Origin of the sequence: Duganella hordei (genome assembly GCF_040369125.1) — a bacterium.
In the GTDB taxonomy this organism is placed as follows: domain Bacteria; phylum Pseudomonadota; class Gammaproteobacteria; order Burkholderiales; family Burkholderiaceae_D; genus Rugamonas; species Rugamonas hordei.
Genome location: NZ_BPWI01000018.1, coordinates 87,128 through 99,059, shown reverse-complemented (window position 1 = coordinate 99,059; position 11,932 = coordinate 87,128). Strand labels below are relative to the sequence as shown.

The 11,932-nt window shown below is 68.1% G+C and carries 12 protein-coding genes and 1 pseudogene; 10 read left to right on the top strand and 3 right to left on the bottom strand.

Features of this window, described 5'->3' with window-relative positions; genetic code table 11:
• Positions 1-194: 194 nt before the first annotated feature.
• The 4 genes from otnI to ABWW33_RS28225 all read left to right on the top strand — a co-directional run bounded on the left by otnI (position 195) and on the right by ABWW33_RS28225 (position 2,697).
• A complete protein-coding gene (gene otnI, locus ABWW33_RS28240; protein WP_353404753.1) occupies positions 195-974 on the top strand; it encodes a 2-oxo-tetronate isomerase in 780 nt (259 codons plus the stop codon).
• 75 nt (positions 975-1,049) lie between these two features.
• The gene (locus ABWW33_RS28235) at positions 1,050-1,817 is read left to right on the top strand and encodes a hypothetical protein (RefSeq protein WP_353404752.1); all 768 of its coding nucleotides are present in this window, start codon (positions 1,050-1,052) and stop codon (positions 1,815-1,817) included.
• A 9-nt stretch (positions 1,818-1,826) separates the two neighbouring features.
• Positions 1,827-2,267, top strand: coding sequence for a hypothetical protein (locus ABWW33_RS28230; protein WP_353404751.1), 441 nt, complete (start codon positions 1,827-1,829; stop codon positions 2,265-2,267).
• 55 nt (positions 2,268-2,322) lie between these two features.
• Complete coding sequence (locus ABWW33_RS28225) at positions 2,323-2,697, top strand: TraR/DksA family transcriptional regulator (protein WP_176653652.1); 375 nt, start codon at positions 2,323-2,325, stop codon at positions 2,695-2,697.
• A gap of 17 nt (positions 2,698-2,714) precedes the next feature.
• On the opposite strand, the gene ABWW33_RS28220 is transcribed toward ABWW33_RS28225, so the two are convergent.
• Together ABWW33_RS28220 and ABWW33_RS33155 are read right to left on the bottom strand one after the other, a co-directional pair.
• Positions 2,715-3,077 (bottom strand): hypothetical protein, encoded by a 363-nt coding sequence (locus tag ABWW33_RS28220; RefSeq protein ID WP_353404750.1) that lies wholly within the window; start codon positions 3,075-3,077, stop codon positions 2,715-2,717.
• A gap of 131 nt (positions 3,078-3,208) precedes the next feature.
• Positions 3,209-3,556: pseudogene (locus ABWW33_RS33155) on the bottom strand (glycine zipper domain-containing protein); the annotation flags it as partial.
• A 396-nt stretch (positions 3,557-3,952) separates the two neighbouring features.
• Between ABWW33_RS33155 and ABWW33_RS28210 the strand changes: the two are divergent.
• The 6 genes from ABWW33_RS28210 to ABWW33_RS28185 are packed head-to-tail and all read left to right on the top strand — an operon-like array spanning position 3,953 to position 10,586.
• Entirely contained in the window at positions 3,953-6,085 is a 2,133-nt protein-coding gene (locus ABWW33_RS28210) for an EAL domain-containing protein (protein WP_353404749.1), read from the top strand.
• Entirely contained in the window at positions 6,082-6,417 is a 336-nt protein-coding gene (locus ABWW33_RS28205; protein WP_176653648.1) for a hypothetical protein, read from the top strand. The genes ABWW33_RS28210 and ABWW33_RS28205 overlap by 4 nt, the downstream gene beginning before the upstream one ends.
• On the top strand, positions 6,414-7,253 hold the full coding sequence (locus tag ABWW33_RS28200; RefSeq protein ID WP_353404748.1) for an HDOD domain-containing protein: 840 nt from the start codon (positions 6,414-6,416) through the stop codon (positions 7,251-7,253). The genes ABWW33_RS28205 and ABWW33_RS28200 overlap by 4 nt, the downstream gene beginning before the upstream one ends.
• Positions 7,250-8,731 carry a PAS domain-containing sensor histidine kinase gene (locus ABWW33_RS28195; protein ID WP_353404746.1) on the top strand — a complete coding sequence of 494 codons (1,482 nt, stop codon included), beginning with the start codon at positions 7,250-7,252 and terminating at the stop codon, positions 8,729-8,731. Before ABWW33_RS28200 ends, ABWW33_RS28195 begins: the two co-directional genes overlap by 4 nt.
• Positions 8,728-10,065, top strand: a complete 1,338-nt coding sequence (gene nosR / locus ABWW33_RS28190; protein WP_353404744.1) for a response regulator c-di-GMP phosphodiesterase, NosR family — start codon at positions 8,728-8,730, stop codon at positions 10,063-10,065. Before ABWW33_RS28195 ends, nosR begins: the two co-directional genes overlap by 4 nt.
• Positions 10,062-10,586: a response regulator gene (locus tag ABWW33_RS28185; RefSeq protein ID WP_176653644.1), complete on the top strand. Its 525-nt coding sequence runs from the start codon at positions 10,062-10,064 to the stop codon at positions 10,584-10,586. Before nosR ends, ABWW33_RS28185 begins: the two co-directional genes overlap by 4 nt.
• Here the strand turns inward: ABWW33_RS28185 and ABWW33_RS28180 are convergent.
• On the bottom strand, positions 10,576-11,898 hold the full coding sequence (locus tag ABWW33_RS28180) for an ATP-binding protein (protein WP_176653643.1): 1,323 nt from the start codon (positions 11,896-11,898) through the stop codon (positions 10,576-10,578). The genes ABWW33_RS28185 and ABWW33_RS28180 overlap by 11 nt on opposite strands.
• Positions 11,899-11,932 lie beyond the last annotated feature (34 nt).

Genomic DNA, 11,932 nt, shown 5'->3' with positions numbered 1-11,932 from the left:
CGCTCCAGGCGCGCCGGCCGGCGGCCCGCGCACCGGCAACGGCGGCGCCCCGCGCTCGGCAGCCCAGCACCGCTCAGGCGGCCGCGGCCGATAAGCTGTTCCAGAAACCACCTTCGGGTGGTTTTTTTTCGTGCCTCACCGGCATCGAATATGGATTACGATAGCAGCTCCGCAATATTTCCACCGGAGCCGCCATGCCCAAGTTCGCCGCCAACCTGTCCATGCTGTACGCCGACGCGCCCTTCCTGGACCGCTTCGCGCTGGCCCATGCATCGGGTTTCGACGCCGTCGAATTCCTCTTCCCCTACGCCTACGAAGCCGAACAGCTGCAGCAACGCCTGCGCCGCCACCAGCTCAAGCTGGTGCTGTTCAATCTGCCTTGCGGCGACTGGAACGCCGGCGACCGCGGCATGGCCTGCGACCCGCGCCGCATCGAGGAATTCCGCGCCGGCGTGCAGTCGGCGCTGGACTACGCGCGCGAACTGGACGTCACGCAGCTGCACTGCATGGCCGGCAAACTGCCGGCCGGACTGGAGCCCGAACGCGCCCGCGCCACCTACGTCGACAACCTGCGCTACGCCGCCGCCCAACTGGCGCCGCACGGCATCAACCTGCTAATCGAGCCGATCAACTACTACGACATCCCCGGCTACTTCCTCAACCACAGCAAACAGGCGCTGGACATCATCGCCGAGACCGGCAGCCCCAACCTGTTCCTGCAGTACGACATCTATCACATGCAGCGCATGGAAGGCGAACTGAGCAATACGATCCGGGCCAACCTGCCGATGATCAAGCACATGCAGATCGCCGACACGCCGGGCCGCCACGAGCCGGGCACCGGCGAGATCAATTACCGCCACCTGTTCCGCCTCATCGACGAGATCGGCTACGACGGCTGGCTGGGCTGCGAATACAACCCAGCCGCCGGCACCGACGCCGGCCTCGGCTGGCGACAAGAACTGAACCGCTGAGCCACCGGTCTGCGCTGGCGCAACACGGAGAGATTCGCCCGCAGCAACAATACCCCTTCACGCCTGGGAGCGCCCATGAAACTGCCTCGTCTGTTCCTGATGCTCGGCCTGTTGGCCATCCTCGCCGGCTGCGCCAGCAGCACGCCACGCATGGCCGAAGTGCGCGAGTTCGCCGCGCAGTCGCCCAAGCTCAACGCCTACCACGAGCTGACCGAGCGCTACCGCAACACCTACCAGCGCGAGCAGCCCTTCCTGTCCGGCAGCGCCGATACCCGCGAACACCTGCTGGACGCCCGCCGCCAGGCCGCCTGCGACGATTTCGTCAAGCTGCAGTACGGCGTGCAGGCGTATCTGCAGGCGCTGGGCAGGCTGGCCGGCGACAGCCAGTACGACCTCGAGGACCAGGTCAAGTCGCTGAGCGGCGGCATCAAGGCCTGGCCCGATTCCGGCCTCGACGACCGCCACGTCAACGCCCTGTCCGGCATCACGCGGCTGGTCACGCGCGCCATCACCCGGCCGATGCAGGAAAACGCCGTGCAGGAGCTGATGCGCGACGGCCAGCAGCCGATGCAGGACCTATTGGACGCCATGCGCACGCTGTTGCGCTTGTACGATAAGACCAGCGACAACGAGGAGAAGATCGTGCTTGGCATGCTGGAAACGGAAATCCCCTTCCTCGATCCCAAGCGCGACCGCCTGCTGCTGGCGTTGGCCAGGTCGCAGCAGCAGGAAAAACGCAACGAATACCGCCTGATCGGCCTGCGCTCCACGCTGGCGCAGAAGAACCTGGCCGCGATCGAGCAAAGCCATCGCGCGCTGCTGAACCAGATCCCGCCGAAATAAGGAGCCGCCATGAGCAACCCACATACCCAGGCCGATATCGAAGCGCTGGCCGACAACCTGTCCGCCTGCGCCGACGCCCTGCACACCCGCCTGATGCGGGCGATCCGCCAGCAGGCCCCGGGCAGCAGCGAGCCGAAGATCACGCAGGCGGCGGCGCAGGCGCTGTTTGACAACGAGGTGACGCTGCGCCAGCGCGCCAACAGCCTGTACCTGGATGCCGCCACGCTGGCCGCAAGCGGGCTCGGCGCTGCCCAGCAGCAGATGCTCGAACTGACCGCCCGCGCCCAGGATCACATCCGCAAGATCGACCGACTGAAGGACCTGGTCGACATCACCGCCGAGCTGCTGGCGCTGGGCGCGGCGGTGGCCGCCGGCAAGCCGGAGCACATCGCCGCGCCGCTGGAAAAAATCAAGCACCACCTGGCGGCGCTGAACGCGCCGCCGCCCTGATCCCGGCCGAACAAAATCGCGCCGCGCCGGTCCAATAACCTAAGGAGCGTGCGGCATGAACGGACTGGACGATGAACAATGGGCGGCCTTGCGCGGACGGCTGGAACAGGCGCGTACCGCACTGCTGAGCCAACTGGCGGATGACCTGGACCGCAACGCCGACGTGCGCGTGCCGCTGCCGCACGAGGCGGAGGCGTCGCCGGCCGACAACGCCAGCCAGCGCACCCTCAACGCGCTGGTGCTCGAGACGGCCGAGCACACCGCGCGCCAGCTCGACATCGTGCGCCACGCGCTGGCCAAGTATGACGACGGCAGCTACGGCCTGTGCGAAAACTGCGGCGAGGAAATCGGCTACTCGCGCCTGAACGCGCGGCCGGAGGCGCGGCTGTGCATCGCCTGCCAGACCCGCCACGAACAGCGCCGCCGCTAGTGCGCCGCTGCTGGTCCTCAATCGCCGCTGGTCCACGGCTGGCTGCGGATCTTGGCCACCTGGCGCTGCGCCAGCAGCCGCCACAGCTGCAGCGCGTCGGCCTGGGCCAGCGAGGTCATGGTGCGCGGGCTGGCCAGCGCGATCTCGCAATCGCGGTCCGACCATTCGGCAAAGCGGATGTCGCCGCCGCTCGACACCTCGACTTCATACATCAAGCCGTCGTCGTAGCCAAAGCGCAGCACCGCGCTGCCGGGAGCGCCATCGGGGGCGGCCGTCTTGCCGCTGTAGACCTCGGCCAGCGCGGCCGCCATCTGGGCTTCGGAAGGCGCCGTCACATCGCGGCCGTCCGGACGAGTAAGCACTACCCACGCCTGTGCCATTGCCGCATCCCCCTATCCAAACGCGTTAGTCCGACGGGTGCTGTTTTTTCGATTGTAGCAACTATCATACCGAAAATTACTTCGGCAACAGGCATAGTCTCGAATATGCAACAACGGCAAGGACGACGGGCTCAGGCCGGCACCGGCAGCGAATTCGGATCGAAGTCGCGCCAGTCGCCGCCGACGATGTCGCCGTCGGCGCGTTCGATGCCCACGGCGCCGAGACGGCGCAGCACTTCCAGCGCCGCCTGCTGCTGGGCGGCATCGGCCACCGCCACCGCGATCATCATGCCCGATTTGCGCGGCGGCACCAGGTTCTCGCCGCCCGCCTCCGCTTCGCCGGCTTCCTTCATTTTCGCAAAGCTGTACAGCGAACCGACATGGGCGCCGACCAGCGCGCCGACCACCGGCCCCAGCGGACCGGTGACGGGAATGGTCGCGCTGCCGATCACGGCGCCGGCCACCGCGCCGGTGGCGCCGCCCTGCACCACGCCCTCGTCGCTTTCCTTGGCGCCCGGCGACTTGTCATGGTCGCCGCCCAGCTCGTACATATCGTGCTGCCCCGGCGGGTTGACGTAGAAAGAGCTGATGCGCTCGGCCGCGAAACCGGCGGCAAGCAAGGCGATGCGCGCATCGGCGATCTGGTCCTGCAACTGCAAATGGCCTGCAATAATCGTAGTCATCGGATACTCCTTTTGGTGCCAGCAATGGCGTTGGCTCCAGTGTGCCGCGCGGCGGCGGCTGATTCCGTACGCTTACGCACCTTGCGGGCGGACAATTTTAATCTTCATGTCCAGTGCGACCGCCTTCGCCATATATAATGATCCGCATCGGGATTTTGCATACAGCCAGCTTCCATAAAGATAGGAACGCAGATGGAGACAGCAGAGCAAGCGAACGAGGTGGCACGGCACGACGCCGGCGCGGCGCTATTCCTGTCCCGCCTCGAACAGGCGTTGCGCCGCGCCGAGCACCATGGCAACGCCGTCGCGCTGCTGTGCATCGGCATCGAGCAGGACGGCCCGCCGGCCGACGACGATCGCGCCTGGACCGGCGCCGTGGCCGAGCGGCTGCAGGCCCACATGCGCGCGCACGACACGCTGGCCCAGCTGGAGCCGGCGCAATTTTTCGTCATCCTCGACGACGTCGAGCGGCTGGCCGACGTCAGCCTGCGCTGTGAAGACCTGCTGGCGGCGCTGGCGCCGGCGCTGCCGTTCAACGGCGGCGAGCGGCGCGCCAAGGCCAGCATCGGCGTCGCCCTGTATCCGCAAGACTGCGCCGACGCCGAGGCGCTGCGGCGCTGCGCCGGCCACGCGCACCAGCTGGCCGTGGCGCGCGGCGGCGGCACCTACCAGTTCCTGTCGGCCGAGATGAACCGGCGCCTGCTCGACCGCATCCACGCCGACGCCGAACTGCGGCTGGCGCTGGCGCGCGACGAGCTGTTGCTGCTGTATCAGCCGCTGGTCGACCTGCAAAGCGGCGCCGTGGCCAGCCTGGAGGCGCTGGTGCGCTGGCAGCATCCCGAGCAGGGCCTGCTGACGGCGCACCGCTTCCTGCCGATGGCCGACGACGCCGGCCTGACGGCGGAGATCGGCCTGTGGGTGTTGCGGCGCGCCTGCCGCGACCTGCGCGCCTGGCGCGACGCCGGCCGGAGCGAGCTGAAGGTGGCGATCAACGTAGCCCCGGCCGATTTCCGCGATCCCCGCTACGGCGCCGCCGTCGGCGCCATGCTCGACGAATACGGCCTGACGCCGGCCTCGCTGACGCTGGAGATCACCGAAAGCGCGCTGACCGAGGCCGGCGCCGGCTGCGACGCCGCGCTGGCCGCCTTCAAGTCGCGCGGCCTGAGCCTGACGCTGGACGACTTCGGCACCGGCCACTCCTCGCTCAGCAACCTGAAGCGCTTCCCGTTCGACGCGCTGAAGATCGACGCCAGCTTCATCCGCCACGTCGTCACCGACACCAGCGACGCCGCCATGTGCCAGACCGTGATCGCCATGGCCCACCACCTGGGCATGCGCGCCGTGGCCGAGGGCGTGGAAACGGAAAGCCAGTGCGAATTCCTGCGCCGTAACATGTGCGACCAGATCCAGGGCTATCTGTTCGCGCCGCCGCAAAGCGCCGCCGAAGTGAGCGCGCTGCTGGCGGCCGGCCATGCGCTGGCGCCGCACCTGCTGCGCCAACAGCAGCAGCGCCGGCGCCGCCTGCTGCTGGTCGACGACGAAGCCAATATCGTCGCCGCGCTCAAGCGGCTGCTGCGTCCCGACCACTACGAAATCTATACCGCCAACGATGGCCCGCAGGGCCTGGCCGTGCTGGCCGAGCACGCGGTCGACGTCATCGTCTCCGACCAGCGCATGCCCGGCATGCTGGGCGCCGACTTCCTGCGCAAGGCCAAGCAGCTGTATCCGGACACGATACGCATCATGCTGTCCGGCTACACGGAGCTGCAGTCGGTGACGGACGCCGTCAACGAGGGCGCGATCTACAAGTTCCTGACCAAGCCGTGGGAGGACGAGCTGCTGCGCGGCCATATCGCCGAAGCCTTCCACCTCAAGGAGATCGCCGACGACAACGAGCGGCTGCACCTCGAGGTGCGCAGCGCCAACCAGGAACTGGCCGCCGCCAACCGCCGCATGGAGCAGCTGCTGCATGAAAAGCAGCGCCAGATCAGCCGCGACGAGATCAGCCTGAGCATCGCGCGCGAGCTGCTGCAGCACCTGCCGCTGCCGGTGATCGGTCTCGACGACGCCGGCATGATCGCCTTCGTCAACGGCGCCGCCGAGCAGCTGTTCCGCCACAGCGGCGCGCTGCTGGGCAACGAGGCCAGCAGCGTGCTGCCGGAACTGTTTCCGCCGCCGGACGCAAGCCAGGCCGGCGCCCGCTATCGTCGCCACGTCGCCCGCATCGACGGCCAGCGCTACGCCGTGGTCATGTATCCGATGGGCGAGCAGTCGGCGTCGCGCGGCAGCCTGATTACACTCAGCCGTCACGAGGAGATCTTATGAACGCCACTACCGCCCACGAAATCGGATTGGACCAGGCCGCCGCCGGCATGACGCTGGCGGCGGCGCTGCTCGACGCCCACGGCGGCGTGCTGCTGCCGCGCGACGCCGCATTGACCGACGCCACGCTGGCGTCGCTGCGCCGCCGCGGCATCGAGCGCTGCGTGGTATGGGCCGAGGCCGAAGCGGAGTCGCCGGCCGACGCGGCGGCGCGCGAGCGCGACCGGGAGCGCCAGTTGCAGCGCCTGGAGCGGCTGTTCCGCCACGGCGGCGACGACGCCAGGCCGGAACTGATGCAGCTGCTGGCCGACTACCGCAGCCGGGAGCAGCCATGACCGGCGTGGACGACGTCATCAAGCGCGTGCGCGACCTGCCGTCGCTGCCGGCGGTGGTGGTCGAGCTGATGGCCAGCGTCGAGCAGGAAGACATCGACACCCATGCGCTGGCCTCCAAGATCACGCTCGACCAGGGCCTGGCGGCCAAGACGCTGCGGCTGGCCAATTCCTCGTTCTACGGCATGCCGGCCAAGGTCACCACCATCCACCAGGCCATCTCGGTGCTGGGCTTCCACAGCATCCGCACGCTGGTGACGGCGTGCTCGGTGACGGCCAGCTTCGCGCCCGGCAAGGACGCCGGCTTCGACCTCGAGGCGTTCTGGCGCCATTCGATCGGCACCGCCGTCTGCGCCCGCGTGCTGGCGCCCTACTTCAAGCTCAACCCGGATACCGCCTTCACCGCCGGCCTGCTGCACGACCTCGGCACGCTGGTGCTGGCCACCGGCTATCCCGACGAATACCGCCAGGTCGGCGCGCACCGCCAGCAGCACGACTGCCAGGCGGCCGAGGCCGAGCAGGCGGTGTTCGGCATCGACCACACGGCCGTCGGCAGCGCGCTGGCGGCGCACTGGAAATTCCCGCTGGCGATACAGCGCGCCGTGGCCGGGCATCACCAGGCCGACGCCGCCGGCGCGGCGGCGACGCCGGCCACCGTGATCTTCCTGGCCAACGTGCTGGCCCATGCGCTCGACCTGTCGGAGCAGGAGGACGACCAGGTGCCGCCGCTGCCGCTGGAGCTGTGGCGCTCGCTGACGCTGAACAAGGCCGACTGGTACACCGTGTTCGAGCGGACCGAGCTGACCTTCCACGACATGTGCCAGGTGTTGACGCCATGAGCCTGACCCACCTGACCGGCGCCGGCGCAGCCGCCGACGACGCCCCCTACCACGCCATCGCGCTGTCGGAATTTTTCGACGGCCACCCGGTGCCCACCTTCGCCATCGACACGCGCCACGTGATCACCCACTGGAACAAGGCCTGCGAGCAGCTGCTGGGCTGGAGCAAGCTCGACATGATAGGCACCGGCAACCACTGGCAGGCCTTCTATCCGCGCCAGCGCCCGCTGCTGGCCGACCTGCTGGTGGCCGGCCGCCTCGACGAGCTCGAGCACCACTATCCGGGCAAGTGCCGGCGCTCGACGCTGATCCCCGGCGCCTGGGAAGCCGAGGACTTCTTCCCCAACATCGGCGCCAGCGGCCACTGGCTGCAGTTCACCGCGGCGCCGCTGCGCGACGGCGACGGCCGCATCGTCGGCGCCATCGAGACGCTGCGCGACGTCACCGAGCGGCGCGTGGCCGAGAACGCGCTGCGCAAGGCGCACGACAACCTCGAGCACGTGGTCGCCAGGCGCACCGCCCAGCTGGCCGAAGTGAACGCCCAGCTGCAGGAGGACATCCAGCGCCGCCACGAGGCCGACGCCGAGCTGCGCCGCCGCAACCTCGAGCTGACCGAGCTCAACGACCAGCTGCAGCGCGCCCAGCAGCAACTGGTGCAGGCCGACAAGCTGGCCTCGATCGGCCAGCTGGCGGCCGGCGTGGCGCACGAGATCAACAATCCGATCGGCTACATCTTTTCCAACTTCAGCACGCTCAACACCTATCTGGAACAGCTGTTCGCCATGCTTGACGCCTATCGCGAGGCCGAGCCCGGGCTGCCGGCCGACAGCGCCGGGCGGCTGCGCGCGCTGCGCGACGAAATCGACCTCGACTTCCTGCGCGGCGACATCCCGGCGCTGATGGCCGAATCGCGCGAGGGCATCGTGCGGGTGCGCCACATCGTCCAGGACCTGAAGGATTTCTCGCGGGTGGACGCCAACCAGGAATGGGTCTGGACCGACCTGCACCGCGGCATCGACTCGACGCTCAACATCGTCAGCAACGAGGTCAAGTACAAGGCCGACGTGGTCAAGGAATATGGCGACCTGCCCGACATCGAGTGCCTGCCGCTGCAGATCAACCAGGTGGTGATGAACCTGATCGTCAACGCCGCCCACGCCATCGGCCCCGAACGCGGCCGCATCACCGTCAGCACCGGCCGCGAGGGCGACGCCATGGTCTGGATCGACATCGCCGACAACGGCAGCGGCATCGCGCCGGAAACGCTGTCGCGCATCTTCGATCCCTTCTTCACCACCAAGGCGGTCGGCAAGGGCACGGGCTTGGGGCTGTCGCTGGCTTATGGTATCGTGCAAAAGCACAGCGGCCGCATCGAGGTCGATACCACCCCCGGCCAGGGCACACGCTTCCGCGTGCTGCTGCCGGTTTGCCACAGCGACAACCCGCCCGCCGAGGCCCACCAGGAGGCGCAGACATGAACCAGCCGGCGCTGCAAGCCATGCCCGAGATCAACAGCGGCGCCACGCTGCTGTGCGTGGACGACGAACCGAACATCCTGTCGGCGCTGCGGCGCCTGTTCCGCGCTCACGGCTACCGCGTGCTGACGGCCGAGAGCGGCGCACTGGGGCTGGAAGTGCTGGAGAAGGAGCAGGTCGACCTGGTCATCTCCGACATGCGCATGCCGGTGATGGACGGCGCCCGCTTCCTGGCCCAGGTGCGCGAGCGCTGGCCCGACACGCTGCGCCTGCTGCTGACCGGCTATTCGGACATCCAGTCGATCCAGGACGCCATCAACTGCGGCGAGATCTACCGCTACATCACCAAGCCGTGGGACGACAACGACATCCTGCTGCTGGTGCGCCACGCGCTGGAGCGGCGCCAGCTCGAGCTCGACAAGCAGCGGCTGGAAGCGCTGGCGCTGCGCCAGAACGAGGAGCTGAAGGCGCTCAACCAGAGCCTGGAAGCCAAGGTCGAGGCGCGCACGCGCCAGCTCAAGGTCGAGGCCGAGGCCACCATCGTCGCCAACGCCAAGCTCAAGAAAAACTTCATCACCACCATCAAGATCTTCTCGACCATGATCGAGCTGCGCGCCCACAACCAGCCCGGCCACGCGCGCCTGGTGGCCGACCTGGCGCGCCGCATCGGCGTGCAGCTGCAGCTCGATGCGCGCGAGGGCCAGGACTTGTTCGTCGCCGCGCTGCTGCACGACATCGGCAAGATCGGCTTCAAGGACGACATGCTGCAGACGCCGCTGACCATGCTGCACGGCGAGGCGCTGGGCCTGTTCCGCAAGCATCCGGCGCGCGCCGCGGAGCTGCTGATGCCGCTGGAGGAATTGCGCGGCAGCGCCGCCATCCTGCGCGCCCAGCTCGAGCGCTTCGACGGCAACGGTTTTCCGGACGGCCTGGCCGGGCTGGAGATCCCGCTGGGCGCGCGCATCCTGGCGCTGGCGGCAGACTACTACAACCTGCAGCAGGGCGCGATGGTGCAGCGCCACCTGCGGCCGGAAGAGGCCAAGTCGCTGATACTCGACGCCGGCGGCAAGCGCTACGATCCGCACGTGGTGGCCGCGTTCCGCCAGGTGATGGACGGCGACGCCGGCGAGAACCTGGGCGGGGTCGAGGTGCTGTCGGGCGAGCTGACGCCGGGCATGGTGCTGGCGCGCGACCTGGTCAGCCGCGACGGCCTGATGCTGCTGTCGACCGACCACGTGCTGGACGCGCGCATGATCCAGCAGGTGCAGGACTTTGAGACCAAAAGCGGCGGCCGCCTGTCGATCTGGGTGCGCAACGCCAGGGAGGCGACGGGATGAATACGGGCACGAACACAGCTAACAGCGCGGGAGTCGGCAAGATCTTGCTGGTGGACGACGACCCCAATGTGCTGAGCGCGCTGCAGCGCGAGCTGCGCCAGCACTTCGGCGCCGACGCGCTGCAGGTCGAGGCCTTCGGCAACCCGTTCGACGCGCTCAACCGCATCTGCGTCTGCGAGTTCGACCTGGTGATCTCGGATTTCACGATGCCGGAAATGAGCGGCGGCGACCTGCTGCGCACGCTCAAGGAAGTGGCGCCTTCGACGGTGCGCATCATGCTGACCGCCTCCACCGCGTTCGACACCGCGCTGACGGCCATCAATCAGGCCGAGGTGTTCCGCTTCGTGCCCAAGCCATGGGAGAGCGAGGAACTGGCGCAGACGGTGCGGCTGGCGCTGGCGCACCGGGCCGCGCTGCTGGCCGCGCCCACGCCGCAGGAGCTGGAGGCGCAGCGGCTGGAGGCCGAGGAGCCGGGCATCCTGGACGTGCGGCGCGACGCCGACGGCGCCATCATCCTTTGACGGCCGAGGGCGGCTGCACCGGCAGGTGCACGGTGAAGCGCGTGCCCTGCCCGACCACCGAGGCGACCTCGATGCGGCCGCCGTGGCGGTTGACGATGCCGTAGGACAGCGACAGCCCGAGTCCGGTGCCGCTGCCGACCGGCTTGGTGGTGAAGAAGGGCTCGAAGATGCGGTTCAGGTTTTCCGGCGCGATGCCGCTGCCGTTGTCGCCGACCTCGACCCAGACCCATTCGCCTCCATCGCCGGCGGCGGTGCCGGTACGGATGGTGATGACGCCCTGCTCGCGCAGCGCATGGGCGGCGTTGACCAGCAGGTTCATGAACACCTGGTTCAGCTGCGACGCCAGGCAGGTCACCGGCGGCAGCACGCCGTACTGCTTGTCGACCCGCGCCTTGTACTTGATCTCGTTGCTGACGATGTTGAGCGTGCTGTCCAGGCCGTGGTGCAGGTCGGCCACCTGCCACTCGGTTTCGCCGACGTGGGAAAAATCCTTCAGCGCCTGGACGATGTCCTTGACCCGCTTCAGGCCGTCCATCGATTCGCGCACCAGGTCGGTGACGTCCTCGCGCAGGAATTCCAGGTCGGCCTTCTTGCGCAGCGCCGCCAGCTGCGCGGCCAGCGCCGGCTGGCCGGCGGCGGCCTTGTCGTACTGGTCGATCACGTCCAGCAAGGTGACGACATAGTTCTTCAGCGAACCCATGTTGGAGTTGACGAAGCCGACCGGATTGTTGATCTCGTGCGCGATGCCGGCCGCCAGCTGGCCGATCGAGGCCATCTTCTCCGACTGCAGCAGCTGTTCATGCGCGCTGCGCAGTTCGCCGATCAGCTGCTGCTGCTCGATGCCCTTGGCCTGCAGCGCCTCCTCCATGTGCTTGCGCGCGGTGATGTCGGTCAGCGAGCCGATCACCTCCAGCGGCGCGCCGTGCTCGTCGCGTATCAGCCGCAGCGTGTCGTGCATCCACAGGTAGCTGCCGTCGTGGCTGCGGAAGCGGTATTCGTAGGCGCGCTGGCCCTCGGTGAACACCAGCGCCAGGCTGGAGAAAATGCTGGGCGCGTCATCCGGGTGGATATGGTCGAACCAGAAGTTCGGATCGGCGGTCATCTGCTCGGGCCGGTAGCCGAGCACGTGGAAGGCGTTGTTGCTGACAAAGGTCATCTTGAAGTCGCCGCTGGGCACGGTGCAATAGATGATGGCCGGGGTATTGTCGATCAAATACTGCAGGCGCACCAGCGGTGAAGCCGCCTCGGCGGGCGGTGGCGCGGACGCGCCCGGCGTATCCGACGAAAAGAATTCGAATTCTTCAAATTGCATATCGATAGCCTCGCTGCGGCGCACACCGCGGATG